Origin of the sequence: Franconibacter helveticus LMG 23732 (assembly GCF_000463115.2) — a bacterium.
Taxonomy (GTDB): domain Bacteria; phylum Pseudomonadota; class Gammaproteobacteria; order Enterobacterales; family Enterobacteriaceae; genus Franconibacter; species Franconibacter helveticus.
Map to the genome: position 1 here is coordinate 241,253 of NZ_AWFX01000045.1, position 25,420 is coordinate 266,672.

The window sequence follows — 25,420 nt, forward strand, 5'->3', positions numbered from 1 at the left end:
GGTGCAGTTATCGTGCCATTTTTGTGCATTCTAAAGCAAAAAATTCTCGGTGCGCATGCACTTTTTATGCTTCTGAATGCTTAACTATGCATTATCGCGCTTTTCCGGTGCAGCAGTTGCACCGTAACGATGCAAACTTTCCCGGCGCGCACCATGATGAAGCATGGCGCGGTTAAGCGAAACGCCAGTTAATCTGACGGCCCGATCTCCGGGCCGCCGCGTTACTGAAGGGAATTAGTCACCGTAGACGTTAAAGTCGAAATATTTTTTCGCCATTTTGTCGTAAGTGCCATCTTTACGCAGCTCGGCGAAAGCCTTGTCGAACGCCGCTTTCAGCTCGGCATCATCTTTACGCAGGCCAATGCCGGTGCCGTCGCCGAAATATTTTTTATCTTTTACTGACGGACCGGCGAAGGCGTAATCCTTGCCCGCCGGCTGCTTCAGGAAACCTTCGCTGGCGGCAACCTCATCCTGCAAAGCCGCATCCAGACGGCCCGCCGTCAGGTCGGAGTAAATCAGATCCTGGTTCTGGTAAGCCACCACATCCACGCCCGCGTTGCGCCATTTTTCATTGGCATACGCTTCCTGGGTAGACCCCTGAAGCACGCCCACATGTTTGCCTTTCAGCGAATCGATAGTCGGCTGAATAGGCGAGCCTTTGGCGGCGATCAGGCGAGAGTCTGCGGCGTAAAGCTTGTCAGAGAAGGCAATTTCCTGCTGACGTTTTTCGGTGATGGAAAGCGAAGAGATAATGGCGTCGATTTTCTTCGCCTTCAGCGACGGGATAAGCGAATCGAAATCGCTGCCGACCCAGGTGCATTTCACCTGCATGCGCTTGCACATTTCATTGCCGAGATCGATATCAAAGCCGACAAAATCGCCCTTCGCATCTTTTGAGGAGAACGGCGCGTAGGTGGCATCCGTACCAATTCGAACCGTCTGTGGGAGCGCTGCGAATACGCTCGACGCGCCAGTCAGGCCGAGCAGTAAAGACAGAGCGAGCACCTTCTTCTTCATACATTACCCTCAAGTTTGCGGATTTTATTATCTGTTGCGTTGTGTTGTTGTGTGTAACAGCTACCGTATTGCACTTACCATGCCACTTTTATCCGCGCTAAAAACGCACAGCTTAATGTTAATGAAAAGTTGCAATGAGGTTATCTGAGGGAAAGATAGCACTCCCCGCGACGCAATCTCAGCGGGAAAAGCAAAAAGGCGGGATTAAATTTGCAGGATATGATCGCTGTTACAGAATTGCCCCAAAATGAAGCGCGCCGTTACGCCCTGCACTTTATCGGCGCGGCTTAATCAACTCAGGCTCCTTGCCAGCGAGCGAAAAGATCTTTTGCAAGCGTAATATCAAACTGATCCAGCACGCGGTTAACCGTCTGGTTAATGACTTCGTCCAGGCTTTGCGGACGGTGATAAAAAGCCGGCATCGGCGGCATAATCACCGCGCCCAGCTCCGCCGCCTGGGTCATTAACCGCAGGTGGCCAAGGTGCAACGGCGTTTCTCGCACGCACAGCACCAGCGTTCTTCGCTCTTTCAGCACCACATCAGCCGCACGCGTCAGCAGGCCGTCGGTATAGCTGTTCACAATGCCGGAAAGGGTTTTCATTGAGCAAGGCAAAATGACCATGCCGTCGGTTTTGAACGAGCCAGACGAGATACTTGCGGCAATATCGCGCGCATCGTGCACTACATCCGCCAGCGCCTTGACTTCACCCAGGGAAAAATCCGTTTCCAGCGCCAGCGTTTGCCGCGCCGCCTGACTCATCACCAGATGGGTTTCAATTTCCGCTAATGGCTGTAATACCTGCAACAGGCGCACGCCATAAATCGCCCCGCTCGCCCCGGAAATACCCACTATGAGTCGCTTCATGCTCTTTTCTCCTGCTTTTCTGTTGGGCCGACTTTGCCGCAAGACGCCATGAGATGCAAATTTCCCCCTGAAAAGCAAAACGCGAACGTTTAACGTTCGCGTTTTTATCTGGCGGATAACGAAAACTTAGCCTTCGTTATGCATCTCCAGGTTTTCCACTTCGTTCTGGCGCATTACCGCCTTGGCGTCGTCGTTACGCAGGGAATCCAGATACTCCAGATAGTCGTGATCCACATCTTTGGTCACGTATACGCCGTTAAACACCGAACATTCGAACTGCTGAATATCGGGGTTCTCTGCGCGTACCGCTTCGATAAGATCGTCGAGATCCTGGAAAATCAGCCCGTCTGCGCCGATTATCTGGCGGATCTCGTCCACTTCGCGTCCGTGGGCGATAAGCTCGTTGGCGCTTGGCATATCAATGCCGTAAACATTCGGGAAGCGAATCTCCGGCGCGGCGGAGGCAAGGTAAACTTTCTTCGCGCCCGCTTCGCGCGCCATTTCGATAATCTGTTCAGACGTGGTGCCGCGCACGATGGAGTCGTCTACCAGCAACACGTTTTTATCACGAAACTCGGCGCGGTTGGCGTTGAGCTTGCGGCGCACCGATTTACGGCGCAGATGCTGCCCCGGCATGATAAACGTGCGACCTACATAGCGGTTTTTTACAAACCCCTGTCGGTACGGTTTATCGAGAATGCGGGCGATTTCCAGCGCGATATCGCAGGAGGTTTCCGGGATAGGAATAACCACGTCGATATCCAGATCTTCCCATTCGCGGGCGATTTTCTCGCCAAGCTTTTTACCCATGCCTACGCGGGCGCTGTAAACCGAAATTTTGTCGATGAACGAATCCGGGCGCGAGAAATAGACATACTCGAACAGGCACGGGTTGCTCACCGGGTTATCGGCGCACTGGCGGGTAAAGAGCTGGCCTTTTTCGGTGATATACACGGCTTCGCCTGGCGCCACGTCGCGCAGGAACTCAAAGCCCAGCGTATCCAGCGCCACGCTCTCGGAAGCAACCATATACTCGGTACGGCCGTCGCCGACGTCGCGTTTGCCAAGCACCAGCGGACGGATGCCGTTCGGGTCGCGGAAGGCGACCATGCCGTGACCGATAATCATCGCCACGCAAGCATAGGCGCCGCGGATCAGGCGGTTCGTGGCGGCGATGGCAGAGAAAACGTTGTCTGCTTCCAGCGGGTAATGGCGGAAGTTATCCAGTTCGCTCGCGAAGATGTTAAGCAGAACTTCGGAATCAGAGGTGGTGTTTATGTGGCGGCGCTTTTCCTGGAACAGCATTTTGCGCAGCTCATGGGCATTGGTCAGGTTGCCGTTGTGCGCAAGCGTAATGCCATACGGGGAGTTAACGTAAAACGGCTGCGCTTCAGACGCGCTGGAGCTGCCTGCCGTCGGATAGCGTACATGGCCGATACCCATATTGCCCTGAAGACGCTGCATATGGCGGGCTTCGAACACATCATTCACCAGACCGTTCGCCTTACGCAGACGGAAGCAGTTGTTGGCATCAATAGTGATGATGCCTGCGGCATCCTGCCCGCGGTGCTGAAGCACCGTTAACGCGTCATAAATCGACTGGTTTACCGGCATAACACCGGCGATACCGACAATACCGCACATGTTGTCTTTTCCTCAATTCAAAGCCTGCCCCCGGCACGATTACCGGGGTAAGAAACTTGACGAGCTTTGCAGATAGTCAAAAAACCACCTGATGATGAAGCTAAATTGCGGAATGAGCTGCGACTTTTGCCAGTCTTCGCTTTTCGACAGGCCGGTGAAGGTATCCAGAAAGAACAGAATGGCGGCGACAATCAGCGCTCCACGTAAAGCGCCAAAACAGATCCCCAACACCCTGTCTGTACCCGACAGGCCGGTTTTCTCCACCAGCGCGCCAATCACGTAGTTGACCACCGCACCGACGATAAGCGTCGCGATAAACAGCACCGCGATAGCAATCCCATTTCGTACCAGTTCATCCTCAAAGCCAGTGAACCAGACTGCCAGGTAAGTGTAGTAATGGCTGGCGACAAAGAAAGCACAGCCCCACGTCACCAGTGATAACGCTTCCCGCACAAACCCGCGGATAAGGCTAATCAGACAGGAGAAGCCGATCACCGCAATAATGGCGTAATCTATCCAGACCATGAATGTGTCCCACGATAAATCGCCCTGACGTCCAGTTCGGGGCGCATTCTAACAGAAAAAGAAAACGTTTGCGTAGGATTTCCTTTCCCCACTTAAATAAAAAATGGCGTTGAAAAAATATTCAACGCCATCATCCCGCACGGCGCGGTTAAGGCTCGCTTCGCTTACTTATCGCCCTGCCGTTTCGCTGACGGTTGGCTGATTCACGCGCCCGTTCAGGCGCGATTTTATCAGTTCACGCTATAGTTCATCACCACGCCGTTCAGGCCGGAAATCTTGTTAAGCTCGCCAAGCGAGCCTTTCAGTTTCTCTTTCGAGGCTTCCGGTCCTACCAGGATCCGGGTGATTTTCCCCGCCACCGGCGTGGAAGGCGAGGTATAAGCGCGATAACCGCTGGCGCGAAGTTTACCAACAATTTCATTCACTTTGTCGGCATTTTTCAGCGCACCCAGCTGTACCACATAGGCTTTACCGGCTGGCGGCGCTTCCGGTTTATTCTGCGTCGGCTTCGCCGTAGGCTGCGCCTCTTCGCTCAGCATCGCCAGCTGCTCGTCGGTTTTGTCGCGCTGCGGTTTGCTCTGCGGTTTTTCAACCGGTTTCGGCTTCTCAACGGGCTTCGGTTTGGCTTTCGGCTGAACCACTTCCGGCACTTCGTCTATGCCCGCGCCGGTTTCCGCCGGCACGCGCGTGGTATCAATAGAAGAAGCGGCGGCATTGCCTGCCCTGACTTCTTCGGCCGCCCCTTCCGGCGGCTGAGCGGGCAACGCCTGGGTTGCCGCTGGCAGCATATCAGGCTCGTTGGTGTCGCCAGGTTTCGGCACCAGGGGAATAGCGGCAAACTCATCCTGATAATGCTTTTTCTGTCCGTCGAGCAGCCCTGGCAGCACAATAACGCCCAGCGCCACCAGCACAATGGTTCCCACTAATCGGTTCTGAAACTTACTCGCCACCGGTTCTCCCCGCGTCCATCTCTTCCATTACCTGCGCTACCGTATGGAACGACCCACACACCAGCACCGTATCTGACTCTTGCGCCTGCGCCATCGCCGCATGCCAGGCCCCGGCGACGCTTGCGAAAACTTCGCCTGCGCCGAGATGCGCCGTCAGCTGCTCTGCGCTGGCGCCGCGCGGCCCTTCCAGAGGGGCACAATACCAGCTATCGACCATCGGCTCCAGACAGGCCAGCGTCCCGGCGATATCTTTGTCGTGCAGCATGCCGATAACCGCCAGCACGCGACCGCACTTCGGCAGTTGGCCGAGACGGCTGGCCAGGTAAGCCGCCGCATGAGGATTATGCGCCACATCCAGAATAACGCGCGGGGATTCGCTCACAATCTGAAAACGTCCCGGCAGCGTAGCGCGGGCAATGCCTTCGCGCAGCGCCGCTTCGCTTACCGTCAGCCCGCTTGCGCGTAGCGCTGCAACCGCTGTCGCCGCGTTAGGCTGCGGCACCTGCGGCAGCGGCAGATTTTCCAGTACGCCCTGAGCATCAGCAAAGCGCCAGCCCTGCTCTTCCGCCTCGTAGCGCCAGTCGGCGCCGATGCGCAGCAGCAGCGCGCCTTTTTCCGCCGCCACTTCGGCGATGGTGTGCGGCATATCCGGCTCGCCCACTACCGCCGGTTTGCCCGCGCGGAACACGCCCGCTTTTTCGCGACCGATGCTTTCGCGGTCCGGCCCCAGCCAGTCGACATGGTCGAGCGCAATGCTGGTGATAACGGCCACATCGGCGTCTACCAGATTAGTGGCGTCCAGACGGCCGCCAAGCCCGACTTCGAGAATAACCACATCCAGCTGCGCCTGTTTAAAGAGCCACAGCGCCGACAGCGTGCCGTATTCAAAATAGGTGAGCGACGTTTCGCCCCGCGCCGCTTCAATCTGCGCGAAAGACGCCGTATGGCGAGATTCAGGCAGTTCTTCGCCCTGCACGCGCACGCGTTCGGTGTAGCGCACAAGATGCGGCGAGCTATAAACCCCAACCTTATACCCCGCCGCCATCAGCACCGCTTCCAGCGTACGGCAGGTGGTGCCTTTGCCATTGGTGCCCGCCACGGTAAAAACAAACGGCGCGGGTTTCGTTACCCCAAGCGCGGCCGCCACGCGGGAGACGCGCTCAAGCCCCATGTCGATGGTTTTACTGTGCAGGTTTTCCAGATAAGAAAGCCACGTGGCCAGAGGCGACGTGGCTTGCGGAATAGATTGCTGTTCCATGATGCCCGTATCCTGGTTACGGTTCAGAAAAGAAAAAGGGCAGCGCCGGTATGGCCCTGCCCTTTAAGACTATCAGGCCTCTTGCTGACCCTGTTCCGGCGCAGGCGGAACGACGACCGCTTCGCGCGGCGCATCCGGGTTCGGCGCCGGCAGGTTCATCAGCTTCGCCAGAATGCTGGCAAGCTTGAGACGCAGTTCCGGACGGCGGACGATCATGTCGATGGCGCCCTTCTCAATCAGGAACTCACTGCGCTGGAAGCCCGGCGGCAGTTTTTCACGCACGGTCTGCTCGATAACGCGCGGCCCGGCAAAGCCGATCAAGGCTTTCGGCTCGGCGATGTTAAGGTCGCCAAGCATGGCGAAGCTCGCGGAGACGCCGCCCATTGTCGGGTCGGTCAGCACGGAGATATACGGCAAGCCGCGCTCCTGCATTTTCGCCAGCGCCGCAGAGGTTTTCGCCATCTGCATCAGCGACATCAGCGCTTCCTGCATACGCGCGCCGCCGGAGGCGGAGAAGCAAATCAGCGGGCAGTTATCTTCAAGCGCCTGCTCTACAGCGCGGACGAAACGCGCGCCGACCACAGAGCCCATGGAACCGCCCATGAAAGCAAACTCAAAGGCCGCGGCGACAACCGGCATCTCATGAAGCGTGCCTTTCATCACTATCAGCGCGTCTTTTTCGCCAGTCTCTTTCTGGGCCGTCGCCAGACGGTCTTTGTATTTTTTAGAATCTTTGAACTTCAGCACATCTTTTGGCTCAAGCTCACTACCCAGCTCCACCAGTGAACCTTCATCCAGCAGGCTGTGCAGACGATCGCGGGCCGCCATGCGCATATGGTGGTCGCACTTCGGGCAGACCTCCAGGTTGCGCTCAAGCTCGGCGCGGTAAAGCACCTGGCCGCAGTTGTCGCACTTGGTCCACACGCCTTCCGGAATGTTCGCCCTGCGGGTGGGGGTGATATTGCTTTTATTGAGAATTCGTTCAATCCAGCTCATTGATGACCTTTCTGCCTGAACCTGGTCGATGCCAGTTTTTCTGTGGGGGCGCATAATGCCATTTTTGCCCCCGACAGACCATAAATGCTGTTCATTAAACCATAACGGCCCGCGACTTTGGATAAAAAAGTGGTCGAACCGCTGATGGCCTTTATTTTGACTGCCGCGCCGCGGCGCGCTTGTGGCGCACCACTTCATAAACGCCGGGCAAGACAGACGCGAGAATAATCAACACCATAACCACCTTCAGGTTTTCCTGGATCAGCGGAATGGTGCCGAAAAAGTAACCGGCGTAGGTAAAGGTAAGCACCCACAGCAGCGCGCCAGTAACGTTATAGAAAGCGAAATGACGGTAAGACATATGTCCCATGCCCGCGACGAACGGCGCGAAAGTGCGCACAATCGGCACAAAGCGAGCCAGGATAATGGTCTTGCCGCCGTGACGCTCATAAAACGCATGCGTTTTATCAAGATAGCTCTGCCGGAAAATTTTTGAATCCGGGTTGCTGAAAAGCTTCGCGCCGAACAGTCGTCCGATAGTGTAGTTCACCGCATCGCCAAGAATAGCGGCGATCACCATCAGCACCACCATCACGTGCACGTTGAGATCGTTGGAAGGCAGCGCAGAGAGCGTTCCTGCCACAAACAGCAGCGAGTCGCCAGGCAAAAACGGCGTGACGACAAGCCCCGTTTCGCAAAACAAAATCAGGAACAGAATGGCGTAAACCCAGACGCCGTAGGCGGCTACAAGCTCTGCCAGATGCACATCAATGTGCAGAATAAAATCAATAATAAAGCGGATAGCATCCATCATGTTTTGCTTTCCTCAACAGCAGTCAGTCAGCTAAAAAAAGGGGACCCATCGGCGGGCTCGGCAACATAAAGCGCGCCGGATAGTCCACCGAAACCAGATAGAGCCCTTCCGCTTTCGCCGTTGCGGCGGCAAGGGTTCTGTCCTTTGCCGCCAGCAACTCCGCCATCCAGGTTTCCGGCCGGTTGCCGCAGCCGATTTCCATCAGGCTACCCACGATATTACGCACCATATGGTGCACAAAGGCGTTCGCTTTAATATCCACCACCACGTACGCGCCGTAGCGCGTAACGTTGATGTGCATCAGGTTGCGCCAGGGCGTACGCGACTGGCACTGCACGGCGCGAAACGAGGTGAAGTCGTTTTCGCCAAGCAGGCATTGCGCGGCGCGGTGCATGCGTTCGGCGTCCAGCGGCAGATGATAATGGGTTACCCCTTGCTGCAACACCGCCGGGCGCAGGCGATGATTATAGATAACATAGCGATAACGGCGCGCCGTGGCGCTAAAACGCGCGTGAAAATCTTCCGGCACATCTTTTACCCATCGCACAGCGATGTCACCAGGTAAATTCGCATTTACGCCGAGCGTCCAGGCAGCGTCTTTACGCTGCGCGGTGGTTTCAAAGTGAACCACCTGGCCTGTGGCGTGTACGCCGGCATCGGTGCGCCCGGCGCAAAAAACGCCGATGGGTTCGTTCGCTACCTGGGAGAGCGCTTTCTCAAGCTTCTCCTGCACGCTGCGCACTTCCTGCTGACGCTGCCAGCCATAGTATTTACTGCCGTCGTACTCGATGCCGAGCGCGATTTTCAACACCGCTTTTTCCAGACTGTCCGACATCAGTAAAGATACTCCTGAAGGAGTTTCTCCGCGGTCTTCACCGCCATCAGCGCGCCGCCGAAACGGACGTTATCCGCCACCGACCAGAACTGAACCTGCTCCGGCATGCCGTAATCGTTGCGCACGCAGCCTACGGAAAGCTGAGCATTGCCCGAAGCGTCGCCCACCTGCGTCGGGAATTCACCCTCTTCAGACAGCACGATATCTTCGCCGCGCGCAAAAGCATCGCGCGCCTCTTCCGCCGCCAGCGGACGCATAGCTTCAAAGCTCACCATCTGCGCGTGGCCGTAGAACACCGGCGACTGCACCATGTTTGCCGAGATCATCAGCCCGTCGTCCTGCAATACTTTGCGCGCTTCATCCACCAGACGGCGCTCCTGGCGCACGCTGCCTTCGCTGTCCGGCAGCATCGGCAGCAGGTTGAACGCCAGCTGGCGGCCGAAGAAATCCTCTTCGTCGATGGGAATGCCGTTGAGCAGCTTCGCGCTCTGCCCCGCCAGCGCGTCTACCGCCGCTTTGCCCTGCGCGGAAACCGAGAGCAGGCTGGTGACCTGAATGCGGGAAAGGCCGCCTTCATCAATCAACGGCTTAAGCGCGCACAGCAGCTGGCTGGTGAGGCTGTCCGCCACGGCGACGAGATTGCGGTTGCGGTAGTCGGCCAGCACAAACGGGTTAACATCCGGCACCACCAGCGGCACATCCGGCTCCAGCGCGAACAGGCCGCTGGAATCGATAACCAGACAACCGGCATTGGTTGCTTCATCTATATAGCGCGCGGATGCTTGCGCGCCGGCAACGAAAAAGGCGAGCTGCGCCTGAGTCCAGTCGAATGTTTCGGCATCCTGCACCAGTACGCTTTTTCCGGCAAAGCGCAGCGTTTCGCCCGCGCTTTCCGCGCGAGCCAGGGGATAAAGTTCGCCCACCGGGAACTGACGCTCGGCAAGCAGTTCGAGCAGGGCCTCTCCCACGGCGCCCGTGGCGCCCAGTATGGCGATGTTCCAGCCTTCAGACATGGTGGTTTACTCCAGACAATAAAAAAGCATTCCCCGCGCGTTATGGCAGGGAACGAGAGAAAGTGATTAACGGGCCGGGTGATAAACGGCGTTAAAGCCAAGCTTTTGCAACAGGTCGGCGCAGGCGGCATCGTCGCATTGCACATACAAAGACGACCATTCGCGCCGCTCAAGGTAGTTCTTGCGAAGCTTATCAAACTCGCCCGGGATACCCGCTACTTTACGCAGCGGCGCATCGTCGCGGCGCACATCATACACCAGATGAATAAGTCTTTTCAGCGTCGCCTGATCGAGCGGCCCGTGCAGCGTAATGCGCCCGAACTCCGGCGCCGGAAGCAAAGTATCCAGCGCCACCTGCTGCGCCTGGCCTGTGAAAGCGCTGAAGGCTTCAAACACCTGGGTTGTGCCGCGCGCCTTGCCTTCCAGGGTGTAGCCAGCGATATGCGCGGTGCCGATATCCACTTTATCCAGCAAGGCGACGTTAAGCTCCGGCTCCGGCTCCCAGACATCCAGCACCACGCTCAGTTTCTGCCCTTCGTTCAGGCATTTCAGCAGCGCGGCGTTATCCACGACCGGCCCGCGGCAGGCGTTGATAAGGATCGCGCCCGGCTTCAGGCGGCGGATCAACGTTTCGTCGGCGAGATGCAGCGTTTTGTAAGGGCCTTCTTTATAGAGCGGCGTATGGAAAGTCAGGATATCCGCTTCATTCACCAGTTCATCCAGCGGCTGAAAACGCCCTTCGTCGCCGCGCTTCGCGCGCGGCGGGTCGCACAGCAGCGTGCGCACGCCCAGCGCTTCAAGGCGCGCCTGTAGGCGTGAACCAACATTGCCGACGCCAACAATGCCTACGGTGCGATCGGTAAGCGCGAAGCCGTCGCGTTCGGCAAGCCCTATCAGCGCGGAAAAAACATATTCCACTACGGCAATGGCGTTGCAGCCAGGAGCGGCGGAAAACGCGATGCCCGCCTCGCGCAAATAGCTTTCGTCGACGTGGTCGGTCCCGGCGGTGGCGGTGCCGACAAATTTTACTTTTTTACCCGCGAGCAGCTCGCGGTTAACTTTGGTGACGGAGCGCACCATTAACGCGTCGGCGTCGTCCAGTTCGTTCTGCGGGATCGGACGACCCGGCACCGCTTTTACCTCGCCAAGCCGGCTGAAAAGCTCACGGGCGTAAGGCATATTCTCATCAACGAGGATTTTCACGTTCCAGTACCTGTTTATGTGCGGGAGATAACCGTCAAGTGTGCCATAATCTCGCCGCCAGGCATACTTAACAGCCTGGTAATGTTTCGCGACAACGTCCGGTCAGTTAAGGATTATTGATGATGCAACCCATTCAGGGCGCTACGGCGCGCCCTCCCGGCGAGCCGCCCTCCGGGCTGCCGCCCACAGGCGAGCAGCCGCTTTCCACCCAACAGCGCACCGTGCTGGAGCGCCTCATAACTCGTCTGGTGGCGCTTACGCAGCAACAGAGCGCGGAAGTGTGGGCGGGCATGAAGCATGATCTGGGGCTAAAAAGCGACGCCCCGCTGCTTTCGCGCCATTTCCCCGCCGCCGAACAAAACCTGAACCAGCGCCTGACCAGCGCGCAGCAGACCCATGTCAACCGCCAGGTGTTGTCGCAGCTTACGGAGTTGCTGAGCGTAGGCAACAATCGCCAGGCGGTGAGCGACTATATTCGCCAGCAGTTTGGCCACACGGCGCTGAACCAGCTTACGCCGGAACAGCTCAAAAGCGTGCTGTCGCTTTTACAAAACAACCAGCTGAATATTCCGCAGCCGCAGCAGCGTCCGGCTACCGACCGGCCGATGCAGCCTGCCGAGCACAATACGCTTAACCAGCTGGTGACGAAGCTTGCCGCCGCCACGGGTGAATCGCCGAAGCTTATCTGGCAGTCGATGCTGGAGCTTTCCGGCGTGAAGACCGGCGAACTTATTCCCGCGAAGCATTTCGCCCTGCTCACCACCTGGCTTACGGCGCGTCAGACGCTCGCCCAGCAACCCTCGCCTACGCTTCATAGCGTGCAGGCCGCTCTGCGCCAGCCGATGGAGCCGCGCGAATGGCAGGAGATGACCGATTACGCGCAGCAGCGCTATCAGGCCGCGCCGCAGACGCTGCTCACCACCGCGCAAGTGCAGGACATCCTGAACCAGGTGTTTGTGCGTCGCGCCGAACGTTCGCCGGAAAGCCTGGAAGTGCGCAATATTCAGCCTATCTATAACCCGTTCTTCGCTTCGGTTATCGAGCCGTTCAAAAACCTCTCCGCGCGCCCGGGGCTTGCGCTGTTTGCCTTGGTTATTGTGCTGGTGTTGCTCTGGCTTGTGATTTAACCCCATAAAAAAGGCTCCCCGCGGGGAGCCTTTTACCTTAACGAAGGCGGTTTAAAAACCGATGCTGAAACCTGCCTGTACCTGCGCATCGCTTCGGCCGTCGCTCAGGGTATGTTCCCCGCCGAGCGTTATGCTGTTGTCATCGTTAAACTGCCACATCAGGCTCACGCCCATTGTCCAGACATCCTGCGGCGCCGTGACGCCTGTCAGCGGCATGGCCTGATCGAGACCGGTAAAGCTCGCCTGATAGCGGCCGCTCTCCTGGCTGACCGTACGCTGATAATGAGTCTGGAAGCTCAGGCCAAGGCGACCATAGTTCAACAGATCCTGCGTATAGCGGGTGCGCAAACCCACCCCTGCCTGCCAGCGCCCGGTGGTCTGGTCATCCGCTTTCAGACCAAAGCCGCTCTGGCTCTGCTCTTCAAAAGCGCGCTGGCGCAGGCTGATGTACTGGGCATCGGCAAACGGCGTCACCTGCCACTTTTCACCGCTGAAGCGGTAACCGCTTTCGCTGCCAAGCGTAAACCAGCTGCCGCTCTGACGGCTGCTGACGCGCTCGGACTGGCTGCCAAGCCACAGCATGCGGTGCTGGTCGCCGTCGTAATAACCAGACGCCAGGCGTCCCGTCACGTAATAGCCGCCAAAGCGTTTGCCGCCGTAAAGCGCCGCTTCATTCAACGTGCCGCGGCTGCTTTCACCGCCGCTGTTCAGGCTGCCGGAGGTGTTGGCGAACATTAACGAGCTACCGACAAAAGTGTTGGCGTCGATAAAGGTATCCTGTCCCGTCACCCAACCGTTCATGGCGTAGTTAACCGGCGTCAACCCTGCATGTCCGAGGCTGCCGTTCCAGGAAAAACGCTCCGCCCACTGACGGCTCTGCGGCGCATCCATCAACTGAGCGATATGCTCGGCGTCGCGGCGCTGATTGAGGTTGATAGACTGATAAGCCATCGCCCCGCTTGCCGCCGGAAGCTGGCCGGAGAGGCTCTCAAGGGTTGCCTGCGCCGCCTGCGCCGTCGGCGTTTGCTGAATTTGCGCCGCCGTCGCCGCAAAAGCGGTCTGCTGCGCGTCCGCCGGCTGGCTATCCAGCTGCACAAACGCCTGTTCAAGACGAGCCGCGCCTGAAGCGGCGGCCGGGGTGTAGTTCACGCCGCTCACCTGCGTTGCCTGCAAACGCTGTATGTTCAGCCAGACCTGATTCGCGCTGTAGCCCACCGAAGCGTCGAGGAAAACGCCCGGCTCCTGCGTGAAGCTGCTGAACTGGCCCTGCACAGCGCCGGCGTTGATCACCTCCTGCTGGCTTTTTGTTACGTAGCCTTGCGGCACGCCCAGCACGTGAAGATCGCCATCCAGCGCGGCATTGCCCGCTACGTTGAGCGTGGAGCCCAGCATAAACGCCAGATGCCCTTCGCCATATTGCGTGTAGTTACCCCCAAAGCGGGTTTCGCCGTCGCGCAGGATCACGTATCCGCGGTTATCGACATCCCCTTTCACGCTGCGCATATCGAGCGCGCCTGCGCTGCCTATGCTTGCGGAAGAAGCGATGCCTTTGCCGGAAAGGATGCCGCCCAGCACGCGGGTTGCGCCGGTATAAGAGGCTTCTTCGCTCATCACCAGCGTGCCGGTGCCGTTTTTAATCAGCCCGCCCGCGCCGCTGATCGGGTTGCTCCAGGTGGAGCTATAGTCGTCAAACGAAACGCTGACATCGCCCCAGTCGAACTTCGCCGGGCCTTTAATGGCTTTGCCCACGTCGAGCATGCCGTAGCCGTAAACCTCATCCACGCCAGGGGCGCCGAGGTCAGCGGCGGTGCCAAGCAGCGTCTGGCGCACCAGATCGTTAGAGAAATAGGGGAACTGCTGCCAGATCTGCGCCGCCGCGCCCGAAACCTGCGGCGCGGCGAAAGAGGTGCCGTTCACCAGGCGAAGCTGGGCGTTGCCCTGCGCATCCTCTTCCAGTACGTAAACGTTCCCCGGCGCGGCCAGACAGTTATTTTTGCTGATGCCGCAACGGTTGGCGTACGAAGCGATAGCGTTCAGGTTGTTGGTCGCCGTCACCACCAGCCAGCCTTTTTCTAAATCCTGCGAGCCAGAAACCACTGGCAGGCTGGCGATAGAGGTCGGGTTGGCGGCGGATTCGTTGCCGCTGGCGAAAACCACCAGCCCGCCCTGAGCGATAAAAGGTTTCCATGCGTTGACGTAATGGCCCGTCAGCGCAGCATTCGAGAGATCCCAGTCCGGAATTTCCCATGAGTTGTTGATGATTTTCGCCCCCGCGCGCGCCAGATCGCTGTTGACCTGGGCCAGGGAAAGGCTGTAAGCGGCGCTGCTGCTGTCCGGGATAATACGGGCGCTGACCAGCGACGCGCCGGAAGCGGTGCCGCCGGAAAAAACAGAGGCCGTACGGCCTGCCAGCGTCTGGGCGACGGACGTGCCGTGGCCGCGCACATCCCCCACGCTGAGGTTATTGGTTGCCGGATCAACATAATTGAGCACGCTGGTAACCGCCCCCTGTAACGCAGGGTTGGTGCTGTCGATACCTGTATCTGCAACGCCGACGGTGACGCCTGCGCCGTTCACGCCTGCCGCTCTGGCCGCTGCCGCGTTAGTGGTAAACAGGTTTTGGTTCCACGGCGTGCGGGTCACGGTTTCACCGGATGCAAGCGCAGGACCGCCAGGTTTGGCGACAGGCGCTTTCAGCATCGCATTGCTGCCGCTCTGAATACCGCTGGCGCCCTGCGTTCCTGAAGCGCTGCTTCCGCCTGAAGCGCTGCTTCCGCCTGAAGCGCTGCTTCCGCCTGAAGCGCTGCTTCCGCCTGCGGCGCTGCTTCCGCCTGCGGCGCTGCTTCCGCCTGAAGCGTTGTTAACGATACCGCTGCTACTGCTTCCTGAGCCGGGGTTACCACTGACGGGGCCATTAACAGTAGCGCCGCCACCACCGCCGCCGCCACCTCCACCGCCGCAGGCAGACAGTAAAACAATCAGTACTGAATTCCCTGTCATTAAAAAAGTCCGTTTACCCAAAGATTTTTCTGAGGGCATAACAACTCCCGGGCGCTTTACGCCTTTTATAAAAATGGTTTCCCTGAATTCCGCAAATCAATAAAATTTCGGCTTTCTTATATCCACGTAAAACCTGCCCGCAGCAGCAAGGGGCTGCTGTCGATAAACAGAATTATCGAATCAGAAAACGATCTTTCTTCAGGCTTTGTTTTAGTGGCACTAAACTCTATCGGCTTAGTTCATTAAAACTTTAATTTAAAATATATGCAGCAGGATATTTTTCATTAATTACTTTAAATACAATCAGATAAGTTTTGCTTAGGGGGCACCGACAAAGTTCATGCTACGAGGAGTATCCCGGGCACAGGCGGCGGCGGGAGGTGAGCCAGGCTCAAACAGAGAGGAGTCAGCGCTGGCAGAAGGCGTTTTCATTCACGTGCCCTTCTGGTTTGATGAAAACGTGATAAAAGCGAATAAATAAGATAACGGTAAAATAGCGCCTTATTGTTCGCTTTATGAAAAGAATGCTTATAAAAAATAAAAAGGGGAGCTAATAATATTCGGCCTAAGGATATTTCTTTTAAAGAGACAGATATTCGTTTTCTATTAAAAGTTGTTATTGCTGGTTTTAATTTAGGGCCTGGTAACGCATGACGTTCAACCCGTTCTCAAATAAATTCTGTGAATAAAAAAAGAGCGCTTACGCGCTCTTTTTTATTTGTCAGGTACTTAAGCTTTCAGCTTACGCATAACCAGCGTCGCGTTAGTGCCGCCGAAGCCGAAGCTGTTGGACATCACCGTCGTCAGCTCGCGTTCGGTCGGCGCCGTTACGATGTTCAGCCCTTCAGCCTGCTCATCCATTTCGTCGATGTTAATGCTCGGCGCGATAAAACCGTGTTCCAGCATTAACAGAGAGTAGATAGCTTCCTGCACGCCTGCCGCGCCCAGCGAGTGGCCGGTCATGGCTTTGGTGGCAGAAATTGCCGGGGTGTTATTGCCGAAGACTTCACGGATAGCGCCCAGCTCTTTCACGTCGCCAACCGGGGTTGAGGTGCCGTGAGAGTTCAGGTAATCGATCGGCGCGTCAAGATCCTGCATCGCCATCTTCATGCAACGCACCGCGCCTTCGCCAGACGGAGCAACCATGTCTGCGCCGTCGGAGGTTGCGCCGTAGCCGACAATTTCAGCATAGATATGCGCGCCGCGCGCCAGCGCGTGCTCCAACTCTTCCACGACAACCATGCCGCCGCCGCCTGCGATAACGAAACCGTCACGGTTAGCGTCATAGGTACGGGAAGCTTTTTCCGGCGTTTCGTTATATTTGGTAGAAAGCGCGCCCATGGCGTCGAACTCGCACGCCATTTCCCAGCCCAGCTCTTCGCCGCCGCCGGCAAAGACGATATCTTGTTTACCAAGCTGGATCTGCTCAACCGCGTTACCGATGCAGTGTGCGGAGGTCGCGCAGGCGGAGCTGATGGAGTAGTTCACGCCATGAATTTTAAACGGCGTGGCAAGGCAGGCGGAAACGGCGGAAGCCATCGCTTTGGTCACGACATACGGACCAACCGCTTTCAGGCCGCGCGGGCTGCGCATAGCGTCAGCGCCGAAAACCTGGGCTTTGGAAGAGCCGCCGGAACCCGCAATAATGCCAACGCGCGGATTGTTCTGGTAAACCTCTTCGCTCAGGCCCGCGTCCTGAATCGCTTCCTGCATGGAAAGATAGGCATAGACAGAGGCATCGTTCATGAAACGCACCACTTTACGGTCAATCAGGCCCGTGGTGTCCAGTTTTACGTTACCCCAGACGTGACTGCGCATGCCGGCATCAAGAAATTCTTGAGAGAAAGTGATCCCCGAGCGCCCTTCACGCAGAGATGCCAGGACTTCCTGCTGGTTATTACCGATGCTGGAAACGATGCCCAAGCCAGTAATCACTGCACGTTTCATTCAATACCTCTGTAGTCGCACTTTGTAAGTTTCGAGTCGCAAGATAGCGTACAGTTGTACGCCGAACAAGTCCGATCAGCCAAATCGTCCGGAAATTTGCACCGCTTTACACACATCGCTAAGATCGTGCCACCGCCTGTCAGACGAGCAACTTACGTGAAACTTAACGCGATACAACCGGCCAGCCTTGACTTCAACAGTGAGGGTACACCTGTTTCCCGAGATTTTGATGACGTTTACTTTTCTAATGATAATGGACTGGAAGAGACCCGTTATGTTTTTCTCGGCGGCAATCATCTGCCGGAGCGCTTCCTTACGCACCCTCGCGCCTCGCTGATCGTGGCGGAAAGCGGCTTCGGCACGGGCCTCAATTTTTTAACGCTCTGGCAGGCCTTCGACGCTTTTCTCGCCGCCCACCCGGAAGCGACGTTAAAGCGGCTGCACTTTATCAGTTTTGAAAAGTTTCCCCTGACGGCGCAGGACCTTCAGCAGGCGCATGCGCACTGGCCGGAGCTGGCCCCGTGGGCGCAACAGCTTCAGCAGCAGTGGCCGCAGGCATTGCCGGGCTGCCAGCGTTTATTACTGGGTGAGGGGCGCGTCACGCTCGATTTATGGTTTGGTGATATCAATTCACTTGTCGACGAGCTGGACGATTCGCTTAACCAGCAGGTGGACGCCTGGTTTCTGGACGGCTTCGCCCCGGCGAAAAACCCGGACATGTGGACACCTAAGCTGTTTTCGGCGATGGCTCGCCTGGCGCGCAAAGAGGGCACGCTCGCCACTTTCACCTCGGCGGGGTTCGTGCGCCGCAGCTTGCAGGAGGCGGGATTCGCCATGCAAAAGCGCAAAGGCTTCGGGCGAAAACGCGAGATGCTGACCGGCATTCGCGAAAGCGCTGAACGCGCCGCTTCGCGCGCGCCCTGGTTTGCCCGCACTCCTGCGCAAACGCAGGAAGCGGCGATTGCAGGCGGCGGCATCGCCAGCGCCCTGCTCGCCCTTGCGCTGTTGCGACGCGGCTGGCAGGTAACGCTTTATTGCGAAGACGACGCCCCGGCGCAGGGCGCGTCCGGGAATCGTCAGGGGGCGCTTTATCCGCTCTTAAGCCAGCATGACGCCGCGCTGGCAAGCTTCTTTCCCGCCGCCTTTACTTTCGCCCGCCGTCTGTACGATAGCCTGCCAGTGGCATTCGACCATGCGTGGTGCGGCGTAACGCAGCTTGGGTTCGACGAAAAAAGCCAGCAGAAAATTGACCAGATGCTGAGCCTGAATCTGCCGCAGACGCTGGCGCGGGCGGTTACGGCGCAGGAGGTACAAGCGCGCACGGGCGTCGCTACCGGCTGCGGCGGCATTGAGTACCCCCAGGGCGGCTGGCTTTGCCCGGCGCAGCTGACAGCAGGCGTGCTGGCGCTTGCCGGTGAGCAAGGCTTAAAGACCCACTACCGGCGCCGGGTTAACGCGCTTGCGTATGAGGGCAGCGGCTGGCGGCTGACATTCAGCGACGGGGCTGAAGCTGCGCATAGCGCTGTCGTACTGGCGAACGGCTGGCAGATAAGCCGCTTCGCGCAAACGGAAAAATTGCCTGTTTACGCCGTGGGCGGCCAGGTGAGCCATATTCCCACCGCGCCGACGCTTGGCAAACTGCGCCAGGTGCTCTGCTATGACGGCTACCTGACGCCGCAAAATCCCGTCAGCGGCATGCACTGCATCGGGGCCAGTTACCACCGTGGCCGCGAAGAGATGGCATACAGCGAAGCGGATCAGCAACATAACCGCCAGCGTCTTATCGACTGCCTGCCGCAGGCGGAATGGACGCAGGAAGTGGACGTAAGCCGCGGCGAAGCGCGTTGCGGCGTGCGCTGCGCAACGCGGGATCATCTGCCGATGATCGGTAACGTGGCGGACTATGAGGCCACGCTTTCGCGGTACGCTAACCTTGCCGCCGCACCGGAAAGCGCCCCGCCTGCGCCGGTGCACCCAAACCTCTTTATGCTCGGCGCGCTGGGTTCCCGCGGGCTGTGCAGCGCGCCGCTGGCGGCGGAGATCCTTGCTTCGCAAATGAATAACGAGCCGCTGCCGCTGGACGCTGCGACGCTTGCGGCATTAAACCCGAACCGGTTGTGGGTGCGAAAATTGCTGAAGGGGAAAGCGGTGAAATCATCAGGCGGGGCGTGATCTGCCCTGCTCTTTAGCCGCACATAGCGGGTTGTCGTCCTTCATCCTTTTGGTGAAAAAGGATGAAGGCGAGACAGAAAGGTTATTTTAACTTCGCCTGCTGGAAGAGGTTATCCCACATACCGAGCACCAGCGCCTGGTCGCGCGGCGAAAGCTCGCCAGCATGAATGGCGGTTTCAAGGCTGTTGGTGACCTTCGCGTAAACGGCTTGCGGCGAGTGGTCGTCGCCATGTTCCAGTTCCGCGACCGCCAGCGTCAGGTGCCCGCGCAGGTAGCCGCTGGCGAAGAGTTCATCGTCGCTGGCATGCTCCACCATATCGTCAATCAGCGCCAGAATGCGTGCTTCAAATTCCGCGATCATCTTCTTTCCTCTTTTATTACTATGGCGATCAGCACAAGTCTTCCGGCCATGGAAATTGCTCCGCCGAAAGCGGCGGCGTTTGATAATAGTTTTGCAGGGCGGCGATAAAGCGCGCCGGGCGCGTGGGTATCCCCTGCTCCAGATAGGTCATTACCTGCGCATGCACCCGGCGCTGAAAAGCGATGCGGTCCGGGTCGAAGTCGCCGCTCAGGTTGTCGCAGCTGACGTTGAACGGGAAATTCGCCGCTACGCAAAAAAGCCACTCCAGCGCCTGCGGCTTCACTTCAACATCCTCAAACTGGTGTTGCGTGGCTTCGTCGCGCCCGTCCGGGCAGTACCAGTACCCGAAATCCACCAGCTCGCGCCGCGCTTTGCCAGCGATGCACCAGTGCGAAATCTCATGCAGGGCGCTGGCATAAAAGCCGTGAGCGAAAACGACGCGGTTGTAAGGCGCTTCGTCGTCAGCCGGAAGATAGATCGGTTCGTCGTCGCCTTTAATCAGACGGGTATTAAATTCGTCGGCAAAGCAGCCGTCGAAAAGGTCAATTAACTGTTGGTAGTGATGTGCTTTACTCATCCGTTTATCCCTAAGGCTTGCAGAATTTCCTGTCCATGGCTGTCATATAAAAGTTTGGCGCTCATTACCGCCGAGACAATCACTATCATCGGGCGGATAAGCTTTTGTCCTTTGCTCAGCACCAGCCGCGAACCCATGCGGGCGCCGCAGAACTGCCCTGCCAGCATAATAAAACCGGTACCCCATACTACTTTGCCGCCAATAATAAACAGCAGCAGGCCGCCGATGTTCGAGGTGGCGTTAAGGACTTTGGCGTGCGCGGTAGATTTAGCAAGGTTATAGCCGCAGAGCGTGACAAAGGCCAGTGCGTAAAACGAACCTGCGCCGGGGCCGAAGAAACCATCGTAAAAACCGACGCAGCCGCCCGCCACCAGCGCAAAAGGCAGCCCGTACAGGCGGCGCTGCCGGTCCTCTTCGCCAAGCTTCGGCATCAACAAAAAATAGAGCCCGATACCAATAACCAGCAGCGGCAGGATCTGGCGCAGCACGTCTGATTTCACATGCTGCACCAGCAGCGCGCCGGTGGTGGAGCCGATAAACGTCATCAGGATATTGAGCTTTTGCGCTTTAAGATCCACCACGCCGCGGCGAATAAAATAGAGCGAGGCGGAAATTGACCCGCCGCACGCCTGTAGCTTGTTCGTCGCCAGCGCCTGGGCGGGCGACATGCCCACCGCCAGCAGCGCAGGCACCGTCAGCAACCCGCCGCCGCCCGCCAGCGCGTCGATAAACCCCGCCAGCATGGCGACGAAAAAGAGCACGCCAAGCAAGAGCGGAGAAACCATAAAGAGATCCATGCGTTTTTATCCTTAGAGTGCGTGTTCATCCAGCAGCGCCTGACAGGAAGGCGGTGGCGGTGGCGGCGCTTTTTTCACAGGGGCTTGTCCGCCCGGTTTCGCCGGGATAAACCAGCTTTGCAGCTCAGCGCCGCAGCCGTCGCCCGGCGGCGGCGGGGTCTGCTCTTCGCATTCCAGGCTATCTGCCGGGCAGCGCAGACGCACATGCATATGGGCGCGATGCTGGAACCACGGGCGAACCTTACGCAGCCAGTCGCGGTCCGGCCCGGCATCAAGGCAGAGCTGCTGCTTAATGGCCGGGTTGACGAAAATGCGCGTTACGTCGTCATCCAGCGCCGCAAGCTTAATCAACCCGCCGATTTCCGGCTTCCACAGCGAAGGGACGACCGATTTTCCATCGCGCGCCACTAAATCCAGCGCCTGCGGTTTTAACAGTTGCGAGGCGCTCCAGCGCGTTTTCGGCAGTTGCAGAAAAATATCCACATCAAGCCCGGTCTGGTGGCTGGCATGGCCGCCATTAAAGCGCCCGCCCGCCGGCATGCCCATATCGCCGATTAAAACGGTGCCCATGCCCAGCCGCTGAGTTTCGCCGCTAAGCCGCTGGATAAAACGCACCAGATCCGGGTGGCCGAAGTAGCGACGCTGGTCGGTGCGCATGACCTGATAATTGTCGGCGTTAAGCGGCAGCGCTTCGGCGCCAACGATACAGCCGTTGGAAAAGCTCCCGATAGCCTGCGCGCTGCCGGGAACAGGATGCGTGATTTTTTGCCACGGCGTGGCGGCTAAAGTGGCGCTGCTGGCGCAAAGGGCCAGCAGCGCACAGAGTGCTTTTTTCATGGTATTACCAGCGAGGAAGTGAAGTGCTGACATCAGCGTTCTGGGCGCGCTGGCGCAGCAGATGATCCATCAGCACGATCGCCAGCATCGCTTCGGCGATCGGCACCGCGCGGATCCCCACGCAGGGATCGTGACGCCCGCGCGTCACCATCTTCACCTCTTCACCGTAACGGTTAAGCGTGCGGCCCGGCACCATAATGCTGGAAGTGGGCTTAAGCGCGATATGCGCGATAATCTGCTGGCCGCTGCTGATGCCGCCGAGAATGCCGCCCGCATGGTTGCTCTGGAAGCCTTCTTTGGTGATTTCATCGCGGTTCTGGCTGCCTTTCAGCGCCACCGCGCCAAAACCTTCGCCGATTTCCACCCCTTTCACCGCGTTGATGCTCATCAGCGCGTGGGCGATATCGGCGTCAAGGCGGTCAAAGACCGGCTCGCCGAGGCCTGGCGGCACGTTATCGGCAACGACGGTCACCTTCGCGCCGATAGAATCGCCCTCTTTTTTGAGCGCGCGCATCAGCTCGTCCAGCGCGTCGATTTTATCGGGATCCGGGCAGAAGAACGGGTTTTGCTCAACCTGCTGCCAGTCTTTAATTTCCAGCGGGATATCGCCCATCTGCGTTAAACAGCCGCGGATCTGCACGCCGAATTTTTGCGCCAGATATTTTTTCGCAATCGCCCCCGCCGCTACGCGCATAGCGGTTTCACGCGCCGAAGAGCGTCCGCCGCCGCGATAGTCGCGCAGGCCATATTTTTGTTCGTAGGTGTAATCGGCGTGGCCCGGGCGAAAAACATCTTTGATGGCGCTGTAATCCTGCGAGCGCTGGTCGGTGTTTTCAATCAGCAGACCAATGCTGGTGCCGGTGGTAACGCCTTCAAAGACGCCGGAGAGAATTTTCACCTGATCCGGTTCGCGGCGCTGGGTGGTATAGCGCGACGTGCCGGGGCGGCGGCGGTCGAGATCATGTTGCAGGTCCGCTTCTGTGAGCGGAATACCAGGCGGCACGCCGTCTACGATGCAGCCCAGCGCCACGCCATGCGACTCACCGAAGGTGGTTACGCGAAAGAATTGTCCAATACTGTTCCCTGCCATCACGGCTCCTTACCGTTGTCATCGTTATATGAAGGAGTGAATGCGGGCCGCCAGCCCGCAAGGTACGGATTAATCTTTGTAGATGCTGAAGTGTTCGCGCGCGCTGATAAGCTGCGCTTTAGTCAGCATAAAGACGCCATCACCGCCGTTGTCGAATTCAAGCCAGGTGAAAGGAACATCCGGGTACTGCTCAATCAGATGTACCATGCTGTTACCGACTTCACAAATCAGAATGCCGTTATCGGCAAGGTAATCCGGCGCGCAGGCCATGATGCGGCGCGCGAGCTTCAGCCCGTCGCTGCCAGCGGCCAGACCCAGTTCCGGCTCGTGGCGGTATTCACTGGGCAGATCCGACATATCTTCTTCATCCACATAAGGCGGGTTGGTGACGATGATGTCGTACTGCACTTTCGGCAGGTCGCGGAAGAGATCGGAGCGGATCGGCGTTACGTGATGGATCATGCCGTGCTCTTCAATATTGTGCTCGGTTACCGCCAGCGCATCTGTGGAAATATCTACCGCATCCACTTCCGCGTGCGGGAATTCATAAGCGCAGGCAATGGCGATGCAGCCGCTGCCGGTACACATATCAAGAATATGCTGCGGCTGATGGTCAATAAGCCCGGCGAAGCGGTTGTTAATCAGCTCGCCGATGGGCGAACGCGGCACCAGTACCCGTTCGTCTACATAAAACTCGTGGCCGCAAAACCAGGCTTTATTGGTGAGGTACGCCACCGGGATACGTTCGTTGACGCGGCGAATCACGCGTTCAACGATGCGGTGACGCTCGCTGGAGGTCAGGCGCGCGGTGCGCATATCTTCCGGAATATCCAGCGGCAGCCAGAGCGTGGGCAATACCAATTGCACCGCTTCATCCCAGGGGTTGTCCGTGCCGTGACCATACCAGATGTTGGCCGCGCTAAAACGGCTTACCGCCCAGCGCAGCATATCCTGAATGGTATGCAGTTCATTAACTGCTTCATCGACGAAAATTTTATCCACATTGCCCTCCGCAGGCCGCACCGCGTTTACATTCGGCGGCTAGTTTGCCATGAAGACGGCGATAAATCAGCATTCCGCCGCACGCAGAGAGGAAATGGGCGTTATATTTGGCGTGCGCACGAAGTCAGGTAAACTGCCAGCAAAATGCTTAAGACGAGAACGAGATGAAAAAGAAGCCATCGCTGAGCGAGGAAGATCAGACGCTGTTTCGCGAACTGATGCGCGGAACCCGCCAGATAAAACAGGACACTATCGTCCACAGCCCACCGCGCAAGAAACTGAGCGACGTACCGCCCAAACGTCTGTTGCAGGAACAGGTGGATAACAGCCACTATTTTTCGGATGAATTTCAGCCGTTGCTGAACAGCGACGGGCCGATGCGCTATGTGCGCCCGGGCGTGGATCACTTTGAGTTGAAAAAGCTGCGCCGGGGCGACTATTCCCCCGAGCTTTTTCTTGATTTGCACGGCCTGACGCAGATGCAGGCGAAGCAGGAGCTGGGCGCGCTTATCGCCGCCTGCCGCCGGGAACATGTGTTTTGCGCCTGCGTAATGCACGGCCACGGCAAACATATTCTTAAGCAGCAAACGCCGTTGTGGCTGGCGCAGCATCCGCACGTCATGGCTTTTCATCAGGCGCCGAAGGAGTACGGCGGCGATGCGGCGCTGGTCGTGCTGATAGAAGTGGAAGAGTGGCAGCCGCCGCAGTTGCCGTAAGTCCCTTTCCGGCGGCCTTATCCGCCGGGGCGGATTTATCGGCGTGAAGCGCTATAAAAGCAAAGAGCCGCACAAGGCGGCTCTGTTTTCATGCGACTGGCGTTAAATCGCTTTCTTCATTCTGAGATTGCAGGGGCTCATCTGCCAGTTAAAGACCCCTCTGCCGCTTTCGTCATCCAGCGTGACGTTGGCGATAGCGGATGTCGTAAACATAGGCGGCGTTTCGCCAGGGCAAAGCTCCGAAACCAGATAGCCGACCAGCGGCAGGTGTGAAATCACCAGCACCGAGGTGACCCCCTCTTTCGCCAGCGCTTGCAGGTAATCGCCTACCAGATGAACATCACCGCAGGGCGTCAGCTCCGACAGCGTGTCCTGGTTTTGCGGCAAATTCATTGCCTCCCGTACGACATCCAGTGTCTGTTCGGCTCGCAGGAAAGGGCTCACCAGAACACGTTCGATGTCCACCTTTTGACCTTTTAACCAGGTCGCCATTTGACGGGATTCATCACAACCACAATGGGTTAGCGGACGAACCGAATCACTGGCGGCATCGAGTGCTGCGTCGCCGTGACGCATGATAAAAACTTGCATATTGCACCGCTTTTGTTAACCAGAATCGCCCTTTTCCCCTGAGGGTCTGACACAACCTGTAAGGTTATCAGGGCGGCCGGGC

At 57.9% G+C, this 25,420-nt stretch carries 24 protein-coding genes; 3 read left to right on the forward strand and 21 right to left on the reverse strand.

Going from position 1 to position 25,420, the window contains the following annotated elements; all coding sequences use genetic code 11:
- Window positions 1-234 precede the first annotated feature (234 nt).
- From argT to pdxB, 11 genes are all read right to left on the reverse strand, one after another.
- Window positions 235-1,017, reverse strand: coding sequence for a lysine/arginine/ornithine ABC transporter substrate-binding protein ArgT (gene argT, locus DW56_RS13540; RefSeq protein WP_024552515.1), 783 nt, complete (start codon window positions 1,015-1,017; stop codon window positions 235-237).
- A 296-nt stretch (window positions 1,018-1,313) separates the two neighbouring features.
- Complete coding sequence (locus DW56_RS13545) at window positions 1,314-1,883, reverse strand: UbiX family flavin prenyltransferase (RefSeq protein WP_024552514.1); 570 nt, start codon at window positions 1,881-1,883, stop codon at window positions 1,314-1,316.
- A 126-nt stretch (window positions 1,884-2,009) separates the two neighbouring features.
- Window positions 2,010-3,527 (reverse strand): amidophosphoribosyltransferase, encoded by a 1,518-nt coding sequence (gene purF, locus DW56_RS13550; protein WP_024552513.1) that lies wholly within the window; start codon window positions 3,525-3,527, stop codon window positions 2,010-2,012.
- Between the two features lie 39 nt (window positions 3,528-3,566).
- Window positions 3,567-4,052, reverse strand: a complete 486-nt coding sequence (gene cvpA / locus DW56_RS13555) for a colicin V production protein (RefSeq protein WP_024552512.1) — start codon at window positions 4,050-4,052, stop codon at window positions 3,567-3,569.
- A gap of 230 nt (window positions 4,053-4,282) precedes the next feature.
- Window positions 4,283-5,002 carry a cell division protein DedD gene (gene dedD, locus DW56_RS13560; protein WP_024552511.1) on the reverse strand — a complete coding sequence of 240 codons (720 nt, stop codon included), beginning with the start codon at window positions 5,000-5,002 and terminating at the stop codon, window positions 4,283-4,285.
- Window positions 4,992-6,260: a bifunctional tetrahydrofolate synthase/dihydrofolate synthase gene (folC, locus tag DW56_RS13565; protein WP_024552510.1), complete on the reverse strand. Its 1,269-nt coding sequence runs from the start codon at window positions 6,258-6,260 to the stop codon at window positions 4,992-4,994. Before folC ends, dedD begins: the two co-directional genes overlap by 11 nt.
- Before the next feature lie 72 nt (window positions 6,261-6,332).
- Window positions 6,333-7,256 carry an acetyl-CoA carboxylase, carboxyltransferase subunit beta gene (gene accD / locus DW56_RS13570; protein ID WP_024552509.1) on the reverse strand — a complete coding sequence of 308 codons (924 nt, stop codon included), beginning with the start codon at window positions 7,254-7,256 and terminating at the stop codon, window positions 6,333-6,335.
- A 151-nt stretch (window positions 7,257-7,407) separates the two neighbouring features.
- Entirely contained in the window at window positions 7,408-8,067 is a 660-nt protein-coding gene (locus DW56_RS13575; RefSeq protein ID WP_024552508.1) for a DedA family protein, read from the reverse strand.
- Between the two features lie 25 nt (window positions 8,068-8,092).
- Window positions 8,093-8,905 (reverse strand): tRNA pseudouridine(38-40) synthase TruA, encoded by an 813-nt coding sequence (gene truA, locus DW56_RS13580; protein ID WP_024552507.1) that lies wholly within the window; start codon window positions 8,903-8,905, stop codon window positions 8,093-8,095.
- Window positions 8,905-9,918 (reverse strand): aspartate-semialdehyde dehydrogenase, encoded by a 1,014-nt coding sequence (locus DW56_RS13585; protein WP_024552506.1) that lies wholly within the window; start codon window positions 9,916-9,918, stop codon window positions 8,905-8,907. The genes truA and DW56_RS13585 overlap by 1 nt, the downstream gene beginning before the upstream one ends.
- A gap of 66 nt (window positions 9,919-9,984) precedes the next feature.
- On the reverse strand, window positions 9,985-11,121 hold the full coding sequence (gene pdxB, locus DW56_RS13590) for a 4-phosphoerythronate dehydrogenase PdxB (RefSeq protein WP_024552505.1): 1,137 nt from the start codon (window positions 11,119-11,121) through the stop codon (window positions 9,985-9,987).
- A 122-nt stretch (window positions 11,122-11,243) separates the two neighbouring features.
- Here pdxB and flk point away from each other — a divergent pair, with 122 nt between their 5' ends.
- Complete coding sequence (gene flk, locus DW56_RS13595) at window positions 11,244-12,248, forward strand: flagella biosynthesis regulator Flk (protein ID WP_024552504.1); 1,005 nt, start codon at window positions 11,244-11,246, stop codon at window positions 12,246-12,248.
- Window positions 12,249-12,299: 51 nt separating this feature from the next.
- Here flk and DW56_RS13600 read toward each other — a convergent pair whose 3' ends face one another.
- From DW56_RS13600 to fabB, 3 genes are all read right to left on the reverse strand, one after another.
- Window positions 12,300-14,948: an autotransporter serine protease gene (locus DW56_RS13600; RefSeq protein WP_024561952.1), complete on the reverse strand. Its 2,649-nt coding sequence runs from the start codon at window positions 14,946-14,948 to the stop codon at window positions 12,300-12,302.
- On the reverse strand, window positions 14,942-15,226 hold the full coding sequence (locus tag DW56_RS22760; protein WP_029589856.1) for a hypothetical protein: 285 nt from the start codon (window positions 15,224-15,226) through the stop codon (window positions 14,942-14,944). The genes DW56_RS13600 and DW56_RS22760 overlap by 7 nt, the downstream gene beginning before the upstream one ends.
- Before the next feature lie 751 nt (window positions 15,227-15,977).
- A complete protein-coding gene (fabB, locus tag DW56_RS13610) occupies window positions 15,978-17,195 on the reverse strand; it encodes a beta-ketoacyl-ACP synthase I (RefSeq protein WP_024554802.1) in 1,218 nt (405 codons plus the stop codon).
- Window positions 17,196-17,351: 156 nt separating this feature from the next.
- Between fabB and mnmC the strand changes: the two genes are divergently transcribed.
- Window positions 17,352-19,367: a bifunctional tRNA (5-methylaminomethyl-2-thiouridine)(34)-methyltransferase MnmC2/FAD-dependent 5-carboxymethylaminomethyl-2-thiouridine(34) oxidoreductase MnmC1 gene (gene mnmC / locus DW56_RS13615; RefSeq protein WP_029589857.1), complete on the forward strand. Its 2,016-nt coding sequence runs from the start codon at window positions 17,352-17,354 to the stop codon at window positions 19,365-19,367.
- 82 nt (window positions 19,368-19,449) lie between these two features.
- Here the strand turns inward: mnmC and DW56_RS13620 are convergent, their stop codons facing one another.
- From DW56_RS13620 to prmB, 6 genes are all read right to left on the reverse strand, one after another.
- Window positions 19,450-19,728: a YfcL family protein gene (locus DW56_RS13620; protein WP_024554870.1), complete on the reverse strand. Its 279-nt coding sequence runs from the start codon at window positions 19,726-19,728 to the stop codon at window positions 19,450-19,452.
- A 28-nt stretch (window positions 19,729-19,756) separates the two neighbouring features.
- Window positions 19,757-20,305, reverse strand: a complete 549-nt coding sequence (locus tag DW56_RS13625) for an elongation factor P hydroxylase (RefSeq protein ID WP_024554869.1) — start codon at window positions 20,303-20,305, stop codon at window positions 19,757-19,759.
- Window positions 20,302-21,102, reverse strand: a complete 801-nt coding sequence (locus tag DW56_RS13630) for a sulfite exporter TauE/SafE family protein (RefSeq protein ID WP_024554868.1) — start codon at window positions 21,100-21,102, stop codon at window positions 20,302-20,304. Before DW56_RS13630 ends, DW56_RS13625 begins: the two co-directional genes overlap by 4 nt.
- 12 nt (window positions 21,103-21,114) lie before the next feature.
- Window positions 21,115-21,939: a penicillin-insensitive murein endopeptidase gene (mepA, locus tag DW56_RS13635; RefSeq protein WP_024554867.1), complete on the reverse strand. Its 825-nt coding sequence runs from the start codon at window positions 21,937-21,939 to the stop codon at window positions 21,115-21,117.
- Between the two features lie 4 nt (window positions 21,940-21,943).
- The gene (gene aroC, locus DW56_RS13640; RefSeq protein ID WP_024554866.1) at window positions 21,944-23,029 is read right to left on the reverse strand and encodes a chorismate synthase; all 1,086 of its coding nucleotides are present in this window, start codon (window positions 23,027-23,029) and stop codon (window positions 21,944-21,946) included.
- A 69-nt stretch (window positions 23,030-23,098) separates the two neighbouring features.
- The gene (prmB, locus tag DW56_RS13645; RefSeq protein WP_024554865.1) at window positions 23,099-24,031 is read right to left on the reverse strand and encodes a 50S ribosomal protein L3 N(5)-glutamine methyltransferase; all 933 of its coding nucleotides are present in this window, start codon (window positions 24,029-24,031) and stop codon (window positions 23,099-23,101) included.
- 164 nt (window positions 24,032-24,195) lie between these two features.
- On the opposite strand from prmB, the gene smrB reads away from it, so the two are divergent.
- Window positions 24,196-24,747, forward strand: coding sequence for an endonuclease SmrB (gene smrB, locus DW56_RS13650; RefSeq protein WP_024554864.1), 552 nt, complete (start codon window positions 24,196-24,198; stop codon window positions 24,745-24,747).
- 102 nt (window positions 24,748-24,849) lie between these two features.
- On the opposite strand, the gene sixA is transcribed toward smrB, so the two are convergent.
- Entirely contained in the window at window positions 24,850-25,338 is a 489-nt protein-coding gene (gene sixA / locus DW56_RS13655) for a phosphohistidine phosphatase SixA (RefSeq protein ID WP_024554863.1), read from the reverse strand.
- Window positions 25,339-25,420: the final 82 nt, after the last annotated feature.